At 59.9% G+C, this 16,914-nt stretch carries 17 protein-coding genes; 13 read left to right on the plus strand and 4 right to left on the minus strand.

The window, feature by feature from the left end; translation table 11 throughout:
• The first annotated feature begins 38 nt into the window (after window positions 1-38).
• From FHT82_RS24945 to lysS, 4 genes are all read left to right on the plus strand, one after another.
• Window positions 39-878 (plus strand): AraC family transcriptional regulator, encoded by an 840-nt coding sequence (locus tag FHT82_RS24945; protein WP_183735376.1) that lies wholly within the window; start codon window positions 39-41, stop codon window positions 876-878.
• A 101-nt stretch (window positions 879-979) separates the two neighbouring features.
• On the plus strand, window positions 980-1,729 hold the full coding sequence (locus FHT82_RS24950; protein WP_183735377.1) for a TerC family protein: 750 nt from the start codon (window positions 980-982) through the stop codon (window positions 1,727-1,729).
• Window positions 1,730-2,093: 364 nt separating this feature from the next.
• The gene (gltX, locus tag FHT82_RS24955; protein WP_183735378.1) at window positions 2,094-3,548 is read left to right on the plus strand and encodes a glutamate--tRNA ligase; all 1,455 of its coding nucleotides are present in this window, start codon (window positions 2,094-2,096) and stop codon (window positions 3,546-3,548) included.
• A gap of 22 nt (window positions 3,549-3,570) precedes the next feature.
• Window positions 3,571-5,067 carry a lysine--tRNA ligase gene (lysS, locus tag FHT82_RS24960; protein WP_183735379.1) on the plus strand — a complete coding sequence of 499 codons (1,497 nt, stop codon included), beginning with the start codon at window positions 3,571-3,573 and terminating at the stop codon, window positions 5,065-5,067.
• A 58-nt stretch (window positions 5,068-5,125) separates the two neighbouring features.
• Here lysS and FHT82_RS24965 read toward each other — a convergent pair whose 3' ends face one another.
• Window positions 5,126-5,428, minus strand: coding sequence for a hypothetical protein (locus FHT82_RS24965; RefSeq protein WP_183735380.1), 303 nt, complete (start codon window positions 5,426-5,428; stop codon window positions 5,126-5,128).
• A gap of 13 nt (window positions 5,429-5,441) precedes the next feature.
• Entirely contained in the window at window positions 5,442-6,194 is a 753-nt protein-coding gene (locus FHT82_RS24970) for an SDR family oxidoreductase (protein ID WP_183735381.1), read from the minus strand.
• 132 nt (window positions 6,195-6,326) lie between these two features.
• Here FHT82_RS24970 and FHT82_RS24975 point away from each other — a divergent pair, with 132 nt between their 5' ends.
• The gene (locus FHT82_RS24975; RefSeq protein ID WP_183735382.1) at window positions 6,327-7,217 is read left to right on the plus strand and encodes an AraC family transcriptional regulator; all 891 of its coding nucleotides are present in this window, start codon (window positions 6,327-6,329) and stop codon (window positions 7,215-7,217) included.
• A 12-nt stretch (window positions 7,218-7,229) separates the two neighbouring features.
• Here FHT82_RS24975 and FHT82_RS24980 read toward each other — a convergent pair whose 3' ends face one another.
• Window positions 7,230-7,952, minus strand: coding sequence for a hypothetical protein (locus FHT82_RS24980; protein ID WP_183735383.1), 723 nt, complete (start codon window positions 7,950-7,952; stop codon window positions 7,230-7,232).
• 180 nt (window positions 7,953-8,132) lie between these two features.
• Here FHT82_RS24980 and FHT82_RS24985 point away from each other — a divergent pair, with 180 nt between their 5' ends.
• The 8 genes from FHT82_RS24985 to FHT82_RS25020 all read left to right on the plus strand — a co-directional run bounded on the left by FHT82_RS24985 (window position 8,133) and on the right by FHT82_RS25020 (window position 16,414).
• The gene (locus tag FHT82_RS24985) at window positions 8,133-9,041 is read left to right on the plus strand and encodes a LysR family transcriptional regulator (protein WP_183735384.1); all 909 of its coding nucleotides are present in this window, start codon (window positions 8,133-8,135) and stop codon (window positions 9,039-9,041) included.
• A gap of 120 nt (window positions 9,042-9,161) precedes the next feature.
• Window positions 9,162-10,322: an ABC transporter substrate-binding protein gene (locus FHT82_RS24990; protein WP_183735385.1), complete on the plus strand. Its 1,161-nt coding sequence runs from the start codon at window positions 9,162-9,164 to the stop codon at window positions 10,320-10,322.
• Window positions 10,323-10,523: 201 nt separating this feature from the next.
• Entirely contained in the window at window positions 10,524-11,510 is a 987-nt protein-coding gene (locus FHT82_RS24995) for an ABC transporter ATP-binding protein (RefSeq protein ID WP_183735386.1), read from the plus strand.
• Window positions 11,507-12,469 (plus strand): ABC transporter permease, encoded by a 963-nt coding sequence (locus tag FHT82_RS25000; protein WP_183735387.1) that lies wholly within the window; start codon window positions 11,507-11,509, stop codon window positions 12,467-12,469. The genes FHT82_RS24995 and FHT82_RS25000 overlap by 4 nt, the downstream gene beginning before the upstream one ends.
• Window positions 12,459-13,274, plus strand: coding sequence for an ABC transporter permease (locus FHT82_RS25005; RefSeq protein ID WP_183735388.1), 816 nt, complete (start codon window positions 12,459-12,461; stop codon window positions 13,272-13,274). Before FHT82_RS25000 ends, FHT82_RS25005 begins: the two co-directional genes overlap by 11 nt.
• A 75-nt stretch (window positions 13,275-13,349) precedes the next feature.
• Entirely contained in the window at window positions 13,350-14,777 is a 1,428-nt protein-coding gene (locus FHT82_RS25010; RefSeq protein WP_183735389.1) for a gamma-aminobutyraldehyde dehydrogenase, read from the plus strand.
• 186 nt (window positions 14,778-14,963) lie between these two features.
• Window positions 14,964-16,070: a LuxR C-terminal-related transcriptional regulator gene (locus tag FHT82_RS25015; protein ID WP_183735390.1), complete on the plus strand. Its 1,107-nt coding sequence runs from the start codon at window positions 14,964-14,966 to the stop codon at window positions 16,068-16,070.
• 170 nt (window positions 16,071-16,240) lie between these two features.
• Entirely contained in the window at window positions 16,241-16,414 is a 174-nt protein-coding gene (locus FHT82_RS25020) for a DUF1328 domain-containing protein (protein ID WP_007817547.1), read from the plus strand.
• A 52-nt stretch (window positions 16,415-16,466) separates the two neighbouring features.
• Here FHT82_RS25020 and FHT82_RS25025 read toward each other — a convergent pair whose 3' ends face one another.
• Window positions 16,467-16,913: a DoxX family protein gene (locus FHT82_RS25025; protein ID WP_183735391.1), complete on the minus strand. Its 447-nt coding sequence runs from the start codon at window positions 16,911-16,913 to the stop codon at window positions 16,467-16,469.
• Window position 16,914: the final 1 nt, after the last annotated feature.

The following is a 16,914-nucleotide window of genomic DNA, read 5'->3' on the forward strand; positions in this document are numbered from 1 at the left end:
TTTCCACTAGGAATAAGACGGCAACCAAGGGAGAGGAAATGAGCGCCATCGGACGGGCGATATGGTTCATCGAGAGCCATTTCGAAACCGATATAAGCCTCGACGAGATCGCAGAAGCCGCCGGATTGTCGCGCTATCATCTGTCGCGCGTCTTCGGTCTGGTGACCGGCCATTCGATCAGCGGCTATATTCGCGCACGGCGTCTGAGCGGTGCCGCGCTGTCCCTTATCTCGGGCTCATCCAGCATTCTCGAGGTTGCCCTCGGCGCGGGCTATGGCTCGCACGAGGCTTTCACCCGTGCCTTCCGCGACCAGTTCGGCATGACGCCGGACGCGGTGCGGCGACAGGGGCACATTCGCAATCTTGTTTTGATGGAGCCTATCAGGATGAAAACCGCAAACCTCAACGATCTCGAACCACCCCGTTTCGAAAGCCTGCCGCCGATGCTTTTCGCCGGCCTGCAGGAAACCTATGCCTATGGCGGCAACGCTGCGATCCCGTCGCTCTGGCAGAAATTCAACCAGCATTTCGGCCATATCCCCAACCAGAAAGGCAATGTCGCCTACGGGATCTGTACCCATATCGACGGCGAGGCCGAGAAATTCCGCTATATGGCGGCGGCCGAGGTATCCGACGCCGACGAGCTGCCGGATGGCTTTGCCACACTAAAGCTGCCGGCCCAGCGCTACGCCGTCTTCTCCCACCGCGGCCATGTTTCCGGCATACCAGCCACGATGGACCTGATCTTCGGCAACTGGTGGCCGACTTCGGGCCTCGAACACGGCAGCATGCCTGACATGTTCGAACGCTACGATGACCGCTTCGATCCCTATACGGGAATGGGCGTGACGGAAATCTGGCTGCCGATCAGGGAATAAAAGCCCGATCGTTTTCGTATACCCCCTTGCGGCGCTTGCCCGGCAAGTCCGTAACGATAGATTGTCCGCGTTCTTATGTGACGCAAGGGGGAAATACGCCGATGCAGGATATCATGACGCTCATTCAGGACCCGGCTGCCTGGGTGGCGCTTGTCACGCTCGTGGTGATGGAAGTGGTTCTCGGGATAGACAACCTCATCTTCATCTCCATCCTCACCAACAAGCTGCCGCGCGAGCATCGGGAAAGAGCGCGCAGGACCGGTATCGCCCTTGCTCTCGTTATGCGTCTTGCCCTGCTCGGCACCATCGCCTGGATCGTCCAGCTCACCGAACCGCTCTTCGAGCTTTTCGGCCACGGCTTCTCCTGGAAGGATCTCATCCTGATCGCCGGCGGTCTCTTCCTCGTCTGGAAGGCCACAAAGGAAATCCACCACAATGTCGATCCGGAGGACCATCAGGAGGATTTCATTGCGAGCTCGACAGGCACGAACTTCGCGTCGGCAATAGGCCAGATCCTGCTGCTCGATCTCGTTTTCTCGGTGGACAGTATCATCACCGCCGTCGGCATGACCCCGCACCTGCCGATCATGGTGGTCGCCGTCATCGCCGCCGTCACGGTTATGCTGGTCGCAGCAACGCCGCTCGCCAATTTCATCGAGCGCAACCCGACGATCGTCATGCTGGCGCTCGCCTTCCTGCTGATGATCGGCACGACGCTGATAGCCGACGGCATGGGCTTCCACGTGCCGAAGGGCTACGTCTACGCCGCCATGGCCTTCTCGGCCCTCGTCGAGGCGCTGAACATGCTGGCGAGGAACGCGCGCCGGCGAAAGCGTGAGGGCGGCCACTAAGGCCGCCCATCCATCAGAGATCCGCTTGTTGTCTCCGCCTTACTCGATAAGGCGGAGGTTCTTCTGCGCGCATGGCGGCTTCGCTGAAAAGCACAGACATCGCCTGCTTCATGTCGTCGCCGGGCTTCACGTCGAAGAACAGATCATCCGAGTCGCCCGCCCGGAGGGGCCGGAAGAGGCCCACTGGAAGCGGTTTTTCTTGACGTGTCCTTTTGAATATGGCCTAAGCGCAACCATCAGGATAATCGGCGGATTATGCGGGCAGACGCCTCCTCCAGCCGGTTCCCGAAAGATATCTGCATCCTCCAGGCCGAACGTTGCTTTCATCGAAAAGCCGCTCGGCATTCATTGACGGGCACAAAAAATGACAGCTTCCGGCGTCCGCGTCCGCATCGCTCCCTCGCCGACTGGCGAGCCGCATGTCGGCACCGCTTACATCGCTCTTTTCAACTATCTCTTTGCCAAGAAGCACGGCGGCGAGTTCATCCTGCGCATCGAGGATACCGATGCGACGCGCTCGACCCCTGAATTCGAGACGAAGGTGCTGGATGCGCTGAAATGGTGCGGGCTGGAATGGAAGGAAGGCCCCGATATCGGCGGCCCCTACGGCCCCTATCGCCAGTCCGACCGCAAGGACATGTATCAGCCATACGCTCAGGAACTGCTGGACAAGGGCCATGCCTTTCGCTGTTTCTGCACGCCCGAGCGGCTGGAGCAGATGCGCGAGACCCAGCGCGCTGCCGGTAAGCAGCCGAAATATGACGGTCTCTGCCTGAGCCTCACAGCTGAAGAAGTCACGGCCAAGATGACATCAGGCGAAAGCTCCGTCATCCGCATGAAGATCCCGACCGAGGGCTCCTGCGATTTCACCGATGGCGTCTACGGCGACGTGTCTATCCCGTGGGATTCCGTCGATATGCAGGTGCTCATCAAGGGCGACGGCATGCCGACCTATCATATGGCCAACGTCATCGACGACCATCTGATGAAGATCACCCATGTCGCGCGCGGCGAGGAATGGCTGGCCTCCGTGCCGAAGCACATCCTGCTTTATCGCTATTTCGGCTGGGACCAGCCGGTCTTCATGCATCTCTCGCTGATGCGCAACGCCGATAAGTCCAAGCTGTCGAAGCGCAAGAACCCGACCTCGATCTCCTATTATTCCGCGCTCGGCTATATTCCCGAAGCGCTGATGAACTTCCTCGGCCTGTTCTTCATTCAGATCGCCGAAGGCGAAGAATTGCTGACGATGGAGGAACTCTCCGAAAAATTCGATCCGGACAACCTCTCCAAGGCCGGTGCGATCTTCGACATCCAGAAGCTCGACTGGCTGAACGGCCGCTGGATCCGCGAAAAGCTGTCGGAAGAAGATTTCCGCACCCGCGTGCTGACCTGGGCGATGGAAAACGACCGCCTGCAGGCAGGCCTGCGCCTCTCGCAGACGCGCATTTCCAAGCTCGGCGAATTGCCTGATCTCGCCGGCTTTCTGCTGAAGTCCGATCTCGGCCTGCAGCCGGCCGATTTCGCCAAGATCAAGTCGCCACCGGAAGAGATCCTCGAGATCCTCAACGCCGTTCAGCCGGATCTCGAAAAGATCCTGGAATGGAACGTCGAGACGATCGAGGCCGAGCTGCGCGCCGTCGCCGACCGGATGGGCAAGAAGCTGAAGGTCGTCGTCGCACCGCTCTTCGTTGCCGTTTCCGGCTCGTCGCGCTCGCTGCCACTCTTCGATTCCATGGCGATCCTCGGCCGCTCCGTCGTACGCCAGCGCCTGAAGCTCGCCTCGCAGGCAGTCGCCGCCCTTGTCGGCTCGAAGTAAGAACGGTCAGAGGATTTCGACAATGGCTGACAACAAGACCGAAAGCACCCTTTCCTCCGATGCAACGGAAGTTCGCGCCCAGAAGCTGAAGCTGCTGCGCGAGCAGATCGGCGACGTCTATCCGGCGCATTTCCACCGGACGATGACCAATGCCGAATTGGCCGCAAAATACGAGGGCCTGGAGCCCGACGTCGAGACACAGGATGTCGTGACCGTCGCCGGCCGCGTTTACTCGTCGCGCAACTCCGGCATGTTCATGGACATCCACGACGCTGGCGGCAAGATCCAGATTTTCAGCCACAAGGACACGACCCCGGAAGAAGCGCGTGCGCTTCTGCCGATGATCGATATCGGCGACATTATCGGCGTCACCGGTGTCGTGCGCCGCACCAAGCGCGGCGAGCTGACGATCAATGCCCAGAAGATCGAGATGCTGACGAAGTCACTGCTGCCGATGCCCGAGAAGTGGCACGGCCTCTCCGACATCGAGCTACGCTACCGCAAGCGCCACCTCGACATCATGACCAACGAGGAATCGAAGCTGCGCTTCCAGCAGCGCTCGAAGATCCTCTCCGGCATCCGCCGCTTCATGGAAAATGACGGCTTCATGGAAGTCGAAACGCCGATGCTGCATTCGGTCTATGGCGGCGCCACTGCCGAGCCGTTCAAGACGCATCACAACACGCTGAAGCTCGACATGTACCTGCGCATCGCGCCGGAACTGTTCCTGAAGCGCACGCTGGTTTCGGGCCTCACAGACAAGGTCTTCGAGATCAACCGCAACTTCCGCAACGAAGGCGTCTCCACCCGGCATAATCCGGAATTCACCATGATGGAGTGCTACTGGGCCTATGCCGATTACGAGGACATCATGGACCTTGTCGAGCGGCTGTTCGAGAGCCTGGCACTCTCCATCCACGGAACGACGGAATTCCCCTTCGGCGACAAGACCATGTCCTTCAAGGGGCCGTTCAAGCGTGTTCCGATGCCTGACGCGGTCAAGGAAGTCACCGGCATCGACTTCCTGGCGATGAAGACCGACGAGGAAGCCCGCGCCGCTGCCAAGGCTGCCGGCTTCGAGGTCGAGAAGGACTGGACCTGGGGCGAATGCCTCGCTTTCATCTTCGAAGAGAAGGTCGAGCAGACGCTGATCCAGCCTTCGCACGTTACGCATTTCCCGAAGGATATCTCGCCCTTCGCCAAGGAGGTGCCGGGCGAGCCGCGCCTCGTCGAACGTTTCGAAACCTATTGCAACGCTTGGGAACTCGGCAACGCCTTCTCCGAACTCAACGATCCGGAAGAACAGCGCCGCCGCATGGTCGAGCAGCTCGAGCAGGCCCATGTCCGCGGCGAGAAGGAAAAGCAGCTTGACGAGGAGTTCCTCGATGCGATCGACCAGGGCATGCCGCCCGCCGGCGGGCTCGGCATCGGCGTCGACCGCCTGATCATGCTGCTCACCAACGCACCGTCGATCCGCGACGTCATCCTCTTCCCGGCCCGCCGCAGCAAGGCGGACTGAGACGCGAATTTCCCTGATAAGAAAAAGGGGAGCGACCGAAAGGACGCTCCCCTTTTGTTTATGGTGACTGGTGAAACACCGAGCCGATCGTCCATGAAACGGTGGTTTGATCAATCACCGCGTGCACGGGTGAATCCGCCAACTCGCGCATGAGCCGGCTAGCGGAATCCGATGCCTGCCTCGCGGTGTCCCAGATCACCATATCGGTAATGGTGCCATCCTCGTGTTCCACCATGATCCTTGAGCGGAAGCCCGGCTGCCGGCGCAGCCAGGGTTCGACATCAGCATTGGCTGCCAGAAAATCCTGAGCGACGAGCCCATCCTTCAAACGGAAAGAGGTTATTTCGATTGCATGTGCCATGTGCCGTCTCAGCTTAGATCATATATCCGCCCGCGACCTCGATCGTCTGCGCGTTGATCCACGCGCCATCGTCGGATGCAAGCATGGCGATGACGCGGCCGACATCTTCCGCCTCGCCGATACGACCAAGCGCGGTCTGCGAGGCAAGCAGTGCTGCAAATTCCGGATTCTTGTCCAGCGCCGCGTCGGCAAGATTGGTGCGGATGGGGCCAGGCGAAATGGCATTGGCTCGGATCCTGCGGCCGCCGAATTCCTTCGCCTGATAACGGGTCAGCGTCTCAAGTCCGGACTTGAGGGCCGCATAAGGCGCAACGCCGGCCGTTGCGACGCGAACGGAAGCGCTCGTCACGTTGAGGATCACGCCACCGTCCGCCATCAGCGGCAAGAGCGCCTGCGTCAGGAAGAACGGCCCCTTCAAATGAACATTCATGAGGGCGTCGAACTGCTCCTTGGTTACCGTCTCCATGAGATTGAATATGCCGAAACCAGCATTATTGACGAGGCAGTCGAAATCGCTGCGCCCCCAATAGGTGGAAAGCAGCCGTTTGACCTCTTCCACGAAGGCGGGGAAGCTGTCGGCATCGCCGACATCGAGGGCAAGAGCCACGGCCTGCCCGCCTTCGGCCTTGATCTCGGCAACGACCTCATCTGCACCCGGCTTGTAGCTGTTATAGGTGAGGACAACGCCCATGCCGCGTCTTGCGCATTCCAGCGCCGCTGACTGGCCGATGCCACGGCTTCCGCCGGTGATGATTGCAATCTTCATCTCTGTCTCCTTTGCTTCGATGGTCGGAAGCTATGGGAAACGGCCGGCAGACACTCCGCCGGAAACTGCCTCGTTCTTGCCTATTCCTGCTTTTGTCTTGCGCGTGATCACGTGCTGGTCCAGGATTTGGGCATGGAAACAATGCTCCACGAATTGCGCCGCTTGACGGCCCATGCCGAAAATCGTCCCACGGAGACCGGCATACCCGGCATCGTGATGGTCAAGGGGGAGATTCCCGAACATAAGCTCGGCGCCGTCTATGAACCGATGGTCAATATGATCCTCGATGGCAGCAAGACCCTGACGATCGCTGGCCGCGATTATTATTATGATCCCGCCAGCTATTTCGTGATCTCGGTCGATATACCGGCGACCGGCATGGTGCGGCAGACCGGCCCCGACCGGCCCTATATCGGCGTCAGCCTTTCGCTCAATCCGGCGCGTGTCGCGGCCCTTCTGCTGGATATTCCACTGCAATCCTATGTGGCGGGGCAGAGCGGTGGCTATTCCGTTTGCCGCATGACTCCGGAACTTTTGAATGCATGGCTGCGAATGCTGCAACTGATGGAGCGCCCGCAGGATATTCCTGCCCTCGCCCCGGCCTACGAGCGCGAGATCCTCTATCGCGTGCTACAGGGACCGCAGGGCTGGATGCTGCGCGATATTGCGGCACCGGATAGCGCCCTGTCGCAAGTAAGGCTCGCAATCCGCTGGGTTCGTGAACACTACACCGAAGCGATCGAGGTCGAAAAACTCGCCATCCTCGCCTCCATGAGCGTCTCGGCCTTTCACCGCCATTTCAAGGCCGTGACGGCGATGAGCCCCATCCAGTACCAGAAGCGTATCCGCCTGCTGCAGGCCCGCCAGTTGCTGATCGCCCAATCTGGAAACGCATCCTCGGTCGCCTATGCCGTGGGCTATGAGAGCGCTTCGCAATTCACTCGGGAATATGCACGCCTCTTCGGCCAGCCGCCGGCGCGCGACGTATCTTCGATAAGGGAAAATATCAGGCCGGCAGCCTGATCGTTGTCGGACCTAGTGGCCGCTCTTGGCAGGCGCTTCCTCTGCGGGAGCAGCTTCCGCTGGAGTGGCTGCATCCTTGGCCGCTTGCTCCTCAGCGGATGGCTCCTCAGGTTCTTTGGCCGGCACGGCGCCTGCTGCCTTGCCCCCTCCCTTGGTGGAGGCAACGGCAACCGGGTCGATGCAATCGGCCGGATCCTTGAGGCTGGCGTTCAGCGCTGCGATCTGATCGTCCGGCAGGTCGATGCGTTCGCCATAGAAGAGGCCCTGCTCGCTCGCCTTGCCGTCGTAGTAGCGGGCCGTATAGGGCTTATCATCCAGCCCTTCGACCATCTTGTCGGGATGCGCGATATAGACCACGTCGGCGCCGATCGCCCGGCCACGAATATCCGAACGGAGCGTCGGACCGTTTTCATCGAGTACGACAACCTGCACGAGGTCGGGTTTCTGCGTTGCATAGACGGCCTGGGCGACACGCAGCGCCGTCTTGATGCGCGTCATGCCGTCGACAGGCTCGGTCTTGATATATTTGCGGACCCAGACGTGGTCCTGTTTCTTGATCGTCACGAGATTGACGTCGGTACAGGCCACGCCATCGACGGATTCCTCGTCGCCCAGCAGCCTGTCCTTGCCGACATAAACTGCAGCGCCGCCGGAAACGCCCGCCAGCAGAGCGCTACCACCGATGATCAAAGCCAATTTCCGGGAAGGCCGGAATATGCGCAGTAAGGCCTTCACGCCAACTGCTCCGCCATCTGAAAACTCCAACGCAATACAAGTGACTGTGAAGCTAAGGGAAATGACGTTTCCGAATCTTTAAATGGGCCGCCCGACTTTGTCTCGAATTGGCAAAATACCAAAAAAGGTCCAGCCGCCGATGCGCTTGCCAGACCGCTGAAGTACATGTTCTAAAATGCCATGGCCTTCACGCTTCGCCAGATCCAGTATTTTGTCGCCGTTGCCGAACAGGGCTCTGTCACGCGCGCGGCGCAGAACCTGTCGATCTCCCAATCCTCGATCACCGAAGCGCTGAAAGAACTGGAAAACGACCTCGGCGTCGTGCTGTTCGAGCGCCACCCACGGGGACTCTCGATCACCCACAATGGCCACCAGTTCCTGCGGCATGCCACGAAAATCCTGGCATCGGTCTCGGATGCCCGCACCAGCTTTTCCGGCCAGCAGAGCATACCCTCCGGCACGCTCAACATCGGCGTCACCTCGCTCGTCGCAGGTTATGTGCTGTCCGATCTGCTGGCCCGCTATCGCCGCGCCTGCCCCGGCGTCGAGGTCAGCGCCATCGAGGATAATGGCAGTTATCTGGAACATCTGCTCGTCGGCGGCGAGCTGGATGTTGCAGTTATGGTGATTTCAAATCTGCGTGATCGCATGGCCCTGCAGGCCGAAATCCTGGAAACCTCGCCCTATCGCCTGTGGTTGCCGATGGGCCACCCGCTGGTTTCGGCCGATATCATCTCCATCGCCGATATCGCTCGCGAGCCATTGATCATGCTGACGGTGGACGAGATCGAGGAGAATACCGGCAAGCTGTTGACCGCACTCGGCGCCCGTCCGCACGTCGCCTTCCGCACCCGCTCGGTGGAGGCCGTGCGCAGCCTGGTTGCAACGGGTGCGGGCGTGGCGCTGCTGCCCGATCTTGTCTACCGCCCCTGGTCGCTGGAAGGCGACCGTATCGAAAGCCGCGACGTTTCCGGCTCCCTGCCCGTCGTGCAGGTCGGCATGGTCTGGCGCAAGGGCTCCAGCCTGCCGCAGGCAGCACGCGATTTCGTCGCCATCGCCGAGAACATGCGATCGGGCCGATCCCGCTAGATATCGGAATTTCCGATATCGCCTTTCTGATAAATGAATTTGCGAAACCGGCCATTCCGCGTCACCTTTTCTTCCGGGAACAAAACGCCGCAAAAGCGGCACCGAACCGGGAGACAGACGATGAAGCATCTTCTGAAATCGTGCACTGCTGCGCTCGCGAGCCTGAGCTTTGCGACACAGGCTGTCGCTGCCGAACCGCTGAAGGAGTTGGGCAAGGGAGAAGGCGCCGTCAGCATCGTCGCCTGGGCCGGTTATATCGAGCGCGGCGAGACCGACAAGAATTACGACTGGGTCACCGATTTCGAAAAGGAAACCGGCTGCAAGGTTTCCGTCAAGACCGCCGCCACCTCCGATGAAATGGTGGCGCTGATGAACGAAGGCGGCTTCGACCTCGTCACTGCCTCAGGCGACGCGTCGCTTCGCCTCGTCGCGGGAAAACGCGTCCAGCCCATCAACACCGATCTCATCCCGAGCTTCAAAACCGTCGACAAGCGCCTGCAGAATGCGCCCTGGAATACGGTGAATGGCGTCCATTACGGGGTGCCCTATCTCTGGGGGCCGAACGTGCTGATGTACAATACAGACACTTTCAAGGATAAGGCGCCGACGAGCTGGAATATCGTCTTCGACGAGCAGAACCTGCCTGATGGTAAGTCCAACAAGGGCCGCGTTCAGGCCTATGACGGCCCGATCTACATCGCCGATGCCGCTCTGTATCTGATGGCGCACAAGCCCGATCTCGGCATCAAGGACCCCTATGAACTCAACGAGGAGCAGTACAAGGCTGCCCTCGATCTGCTGCGCGGCCAGCGCAAGATCGTCTCGCGCTACTGGCATGATGCGATGATCCAGGTCGACGACTTCAAGAATGAAGGCGTCGTCGCCTCCGGCTCCTGGCCCTTCCAGGTCAACCTGCTGCAGGCCGACAAGCAGAAAATTGCCTCCACCTTCCCCGAGGAGGGCGTGACGGGCTGGGCCGACACGACCATGCTGCACGCCGACAGCGAACATCCGAACTGCGCCTATATGTGGATGGAACATTCCCTGAAGGCGAAAGTACAGGGTGATGCCGCCGCCTGGTTCGGCGCCGTACCCTCGGTTCCGGCCGCCTGCAAGGGCAACGAACTCCTGACCGATGCCGGCTGCAACACCAATGGCTATGATCACTTCGACAAGATCAAGTTCTGGAAGACGCCGGTCGCCAAATGCGCAAGCGAGAGCGAATGCGTACCCTATCATCGCTGGGTATCCGACTATATCGGCGTGATCGGCGGGCGGTGACGCCAAGCCCGATCCATGTAAATCCCCCCAGCCCCTCCCGACAGGGGAAGGGGCTGGAGTGGCACCCCGAATTCCTGTTGTAACGCCGAAGGGTTTGAGCGTGGGCGCGGCAGGGTAAGCCCCTCCCCCTAGGGGGAGGGGTTTGGGGGGCGGTTTTCAACCCGAAGCCCCTCTCGATAACATTGCAATACCGGAGCCCCCATGACGTCAGCCGTCCGTTTCCAGAAGGTGTCTCGCCATTTCGGCGCGGTGCGCGCCGTCGATGGCGTCGATCTCGAGATCGCGCCCGGTGAATTCTTCGCCATGCTCGGCCCGTCCGGCTCCGGCAAGACCACCTGCCTGCGGCTGATTGCGGGCTTCGAACAGCCGACATCGGGACATATCGAGATCTTCGGTGAAACCGCCGAGGGCATTCCGCCCTATCGCCGCAACGTCAATACCGTTTTCCAGGATTACGCGCTCTTCCCGCATCTCGATATTCTCGACAACGTCGCCTACGGGCTGATGGTCAAGGGCGTCGGCAAGGCGGAGCGGATCAGGGAGGCCGAGAAGGCACTGGAACTGGTGAAGCTGCCGGGCTATGGCAGCCGCCGCCCCGGCCAGCTCTCCGGCGGCCAGCGGCAGCGCGTGGCGCTGGCCCGCGCGCTCGTCAACAAGCCACGGGTGCTTCTGCTGGACGAACCGCTCGGAGCTCTGGACCTGAAGCTGCGCGAGCAGATGCAGGAAGAACTGAAGAGCCTGCAGCGCGCGCTCGGCATCACCTTCATCTTCGTCACCCACGACCAGGGCGAAGCACTTTCCATGGCCGACCGTGTTGCGGTCTTCAACGATGGCGGCATCGTCCAGCACGGCACTCCGCAGGATATCTACCGTCGCCCGAAGACACGCTTCGTCGCCGATTTCGTCGGCTCGTCGAATGTCATTTCTCCCGATGTGATGACGGTTCTCGGCGGCGAGAAACGCTGGGCGAGTTTGCGGCCGGAAGCAATCCGCCTCGCGGCTGACGGTATCGAAGCCAGGGTCGAGAATGCCAGCTTCCTGGGTGCCTCAACCCGCCTTACTGTCGATATCAAAGGGTCGCACCTGCATGTCATGCTGCCGGCCGGCAGTGATATCCCTGATGTCGGCACCGCCATCCGTCTCGCCTGGCAGCAGGGCGACGTGCACTATATGGGTGACGCGGCATGACGGCGGTGGCAATCACCAAGCCGCAAACCTCGATCCTGCCGCGGCGCGGCGGTTTCTTCAGCCGCCTGTCGGACAATTTCTGGCGCCACCCGAAACTGCTCCTGTTGCTGATGCTGACACCGCCTCTGCTTTGGCTCGGCATCATCTATGTCGGCTCGCTGATCGCGCTCCTGCTGCAGAGCTTCTTCTCGATCGACGATTTCTCGGGAATGGTGAATTACGAGTTCACTCTCGATACCTATGCGCAGCTTTTGAACCCCGGCAATTTCGACATCATCGTCAGAACCGTCCTGATGGCGGCACTGGTAACGATCGCCTCGGCCATCGTCGCCTTCCCGATCGCCTATTACGCCGCGCGTTATGCGCAGGGAAAATGGAAGGCTCTCTTCTATCTCGGCGTCATGCTGCCGCTCTGGTCGAGCTATCTCGTCAAGATCTACGCCTGGAAGCTGATCCTTGCCAAGGAAGGCATCCTCACCTGGCTCTTCGACAAGCTCTATCTTTCCTGGCTGCTCGATAGCGTCCTCGCCTTGCCGGTCGTCGGCGGCAATTCGCTTTCCGTCAGCTATCTCGGCACCTTCATCGTCTTCGTCTATATCTGGCTGCCCTACATGATCCTGCCGACGCAGGCAGCACTCGAGCGCGTGCCCGGCAACCTGATCGAGGCATCAGCCGATCTCGGTGCCACCCCGCACCAGACCTTCCGAACCGTGCTTTTCCCGCTGGCGCTGCCCGGCATCGTCGCCGGTTCTATCTTCACTTTCTCGCTGACCTTGGGCGACTACATCATTCCGCAGATCATCGGCTCGTCGCGCCTCTTCATCGGCCAGGCGGTCTATACGCAGCAGGGAACCGCCGGCAACGTACCGCTCGCGGCGGCCTTCTCCGTCGTGCCGATCGTCATCATGGCGGTCTATCTGTGGCTTGCCAAACGCATGGGGGCTTTCGATGCGCTCTGATCGCGTACAACGTTCCCCAGCGCTTTTGAAGATCGCCGCGGCCGGCGGTCTGCTCTTCCTGCATCTGCCGATCCTGTTGATCTTCGTCTACGCCTTCACGACGGAAGAGAAGAGCTATCAATGGCCGCCGCCGGGCCTGACGCTGCAATGGTTCGGCATCGCCTGGAATCGCCCGGACGTCTGGTCGGCACTTGGTCTCTCTCTACAGGTTGCCTGCATCGCGACGGCGATCGCGCTCATCCTCGGCACGCTCTGCGCAGCCGCCGTCAGCCAGACGAAATTCTTCGGCCGCGAGGCGATCTCGCTGCTCGTCATCCTGCCGATCGCGCTTCCCGGCATCATCACCGGCATCGCGCTGCGCTCCGCCTTCAGCCTGTTCGATATCCCCTTCTCGGTCTGGACGATCGTGCTCGGCCACGCAACCTTCTGCGTCGTTGTCGTCTACAACAATGCCGTCGCCCGTTTCCGCCGCACGTCGGGCTCGCTGATCGAAGCCTCGATGGATCTTGGCGCCGACGGCTTCCAGACCTTTCGCCATATCATCCTGCCGAATATCGGCACGGCGCTTCTGGCTGGCGGCATGCTCGCCTTCGCTCTGTCCTTCGATGAGGTGATCGTCACCACCTTCACCGGCGGCCAGCAATCCACCCTGCCGATCTGGATGCTCGAAGAACTGATCCGCCCACGCCAGCGCCCGGTCACCAATGTCGTCGCCGTGGTCGTCGTGCTCGTCACCTTCCTGCCGATCCTGGCAGCCTATTACCTCACACGCGATGGCGATCAGATCGCCGGCGCCGGCAAATAACCCGGAGTGGGATCGGAAAGTGTCAAACGCTTTCCTGCCCCCATCTCGCTCCACCAACGAACAAGGAGAACGCCCATGGACACGCAAATGCTGATCGGTTCCCGCTTCGAGACCGGCACGGAAACGGAAGAGCACATCCTGAACCCGAAGACCGGCGAGACGGTGCTGAACCTCGCCGAAGCTTCGCTCGGTCAGATCGATGCCGCCGTCGATGCCGCCGAAAAAGCCTTTGTCACCTGGGCACAGACGACCCCATCCGAACGCTCCACCTATCTCCTGAAGATCGCCGACACCATTGAAAGGGATGCAAAGGGCTTTGCCACGCTCGAGGCGCTGAACTGCGGCAAACCGATCAATGCCGTGCTGAATGACGAAATCCCAGCCATCGTCGATTGCTACCGCTTCTTTGCCGGTGCGGTGCGCAATCTGCATGGACCGGTCGCAGGCGAATATCTTCCCGGTCATACCTCGATGATCCGCCGCGACCCGATCGGCATCGTCGGCTCGATCGCGCCATGGAACTATCCGCTGATGATGATGGCCTGGAAGCTGGCGCCTGCCATCGCCGGCGGCAATACGGTCGTTTTCAAGCCGTCCGAACAGACGCCGCTGACAGCACTCAAGATGGCAAAGCTCCTCTCTGACATTCTCCCCGAGGGCGTAGTCAACGTCATCCTCGGCCGCGGCGAGAGTGTCGGCAACGCGCTGATCAACCATCCGAAAATCGATATGGTGTCGATTACAGGCGATATTGCGACCGGCAAGAAGGTGCTGCAGGCTGCCGCCAAGACCGTCAAGCGTACCCATCTGGAACTTGGCGGCAAGGCGCCGGTCATTGTCTTCGACGACGCCGATATCGATGCCGTCGTCGCCGGCATCCGCACCTTCGGCTATTACAATGCCGGCCAGGACTGCACAGCCGCCTGCCGCATCTATGCCGACGCCAGGGTCTACGACAATTTCGTCGCCGACCTGACCTCTGCCGTATCCAGCATCCGCTTCAACCAGACCGACGACACCGAAAACGAAATCGGCCCGCTGATTTCCAAGCGCCAGCGCGATCGTGTCGAAAGCTTCGTTACCCGAGCCTCTGAACATAAGCACATGGACATCACCACCGGCGGCAAGGTCTCTGGCGATAAGGGCTTCTTCTTCGCCCCGACAGTCGTTGCGGGCGCAACGCAGGAGGATGAGATCGTCCGCCGCGAAGTTTTCGGCCCTGTCGTCTCGGTCACCCGCTTCACCAATGTCGAGGATGCAGTAACCTGGGCGAATGACAGCGATTACGGCCTTGCCTCTTCCGTCTGGACCAAGGATATCGGCCGCGGCATGAAGACCGCCGCCCGCCTTCAATATGGCTGTACTTGGATCAATACCCATTTCATGCTGGTCAACGAGATGCCGCATGGCGGTTTGAAGCAGTCAGGCTACGGCAAGGATATGTCCGTCTACGCTCTGGAAGATTACACAGCTGTCCGTCACGTGATGATCAATCACGGATAGTTGAACAAGAGCCTCCTGTTCCGCTGCAAAAGTCACTACCGCCATCAGTGACTTTTGTCACTTTGTCATAATACAACTGCAAATACTGTTTTTCGAACGTGGAATTGCTGTTTCACCGTATATGGCAACCCGCGATAAATGTGATTCTTCGTCGGATCAAAGAAATCGGTCAGGCATTACTTACCCATGGCGACGCCCATCGATATCTCCGAGCTCGAAAAGGCCCTGGACGGATTACTGGAATCCGCACTTGTACCTGATAGCTGGGAGCGCACGCTGGAGCAGATCAGTCAGGCGACTGGTTCCGTGGGGACCCATATCATGCCGGTTCGGGGAAAATTCCCCGCCGGCTTCCTGAGCACGCCGAATTTGCTGGAGGCCTTCCAGGTCTATTTTTCCGAAGAATGGTACAAGCGCGATTTCCGTGAACGCGGTCTGGCGGTTGCGATGACCAAAGGTGTCGTCATCGAACACGACATCGCCAGCGAGGAAGAATTCAAGAATCAGAGCTTCTATACGGAGTTTCTGGCCCGCTTCGGCTTTCGCTATTCCGCCATGGTGGGCTTTACCGCCGGCGATACGATGCTGAGCCTCAATCTGCAGCGCCGGATCGAAGACCAGCCTTTCGATCGCGACGATGCGCGATTGCTCATAAAAATGCAGTCGAGGCTGACCGCTGCGGCCGAAATCATCCGCGCGCTGCATGTCGCCAGGATCGACAGCATGAGCGAAGCCTTCGAGCTCGCCGGTACCGCAGTCATCTTCTTCGACCGGGCTGGGCGTATCACCCGGCTGAATCAGCGGGCGGAGAAACTGCTCGACGGAAATATCCGTATCCTGGATCGGGAACTCGTTGGCATCAGCCAGGAAGAGACCAGTGTCCTGCGACGCCACCTGCAGGCAATCCTTTCGAAGGAGTCTTTCGTCAATCCTGTCGTTTCCACGCCCGTTCTGTTTTCCCGCCCGGGAAAGACACCGCTCGTCATCCGCGCCCAACGGCTGAACGGCGTGCCGGCCGAACTCTTCTCGCATTCCGCCGCTGTCGCCATCATCACGGATCTTTCCGAGCGTACGAGCCCAAGCCGCGATCTGCTGCGACAGCTGTTCGCACTCACCCCTCAGGAAACGACGGTCGCGCGCCTGCTCATGGATGGTTCGTCACCGCGTCAGATCGCCGAAATATGCGGACTGACCTATGAGACGACGCGCGGCTACGTGAAAAAGGTTCTCGCCAAGACTGGCACGCAGCGCCAGTCTCAACTCATCTCGCTGCTCTCAAGCCTGAAAGTCTAGGGCTTATAGAGCGCAAGTAGTTCGCACCCGCCTTCCCAGATCATGTCGAGCGCCACATAAATGATGACGGCAAGGCCGATCCAGCCGAGGAACGACGTTCCATTTTAAACGATTTGGAACAAAATCCGCTTCGATGCGTCTTCCTCCAAAAATCACGGAGGAAGATATCCATGCTGAAATGGGCTCTGATATTTCTGGTCATTTCGATCGTCGCCGGCTTTTTCGGCTTCTCCGGCATTTCCGCGGCAACAGCGACGATCGCCCGCGTACTCTTCGGCATATTCCTCGTCGTCTTCCTGATCTTCCTCATCCTGGCGCTGATGGCCGGGCAGGCGATCTTCTAGCCAGCAGGTTATTCCGGCTGGCTGGCTTGCCGGCGGCTTCAAGACAAGTTCGTTAGAGCACCGCCCTGAGCCACGGATGCACTCCTTTCACCCGCCGTTTCACGAGACTGTCGATCGACACCGATCCTGCACCGGAAACTGCCAGCACAAACATGCCGCCGGCAATTGCAAGATCCTTCTCGAAATGCAGCAACTCGTTCTGGCTTGCGAGATTGGTGTGGAACAGAAAAGCCGTCGCGAGGCAGAACAGCCCCAGGGCAACCGCGCCGAGCCGACTGAGGAAACCAGTGGCGATCGAGAGGCCGGCGCTGAGTTGCAGGGCAATCACGCCAAAGGTCACCAGTGCCGGCAAGCCAAGCTTTTCGAAAGTGGCAAGGGTCGCGGTGATGTCTGCGATGAGAGACGCTCCCTCATGCAGGAAGATCAGGGATAGCAGAAGCCTACCCAGAAGAAGAATGAGGTCGGCCAGACGGGGCCGGCTTGAAGCGTTTTCCATCATA

Source organism: Rhizobium sp. BK275, assembly GCF_014193555.1.
Taxonomy (GTDB): Bacteria; Pseudomonadota; Alphaproteobacteria; order Rhizobiales; family Rhizobiaceae; genus Rhizobium.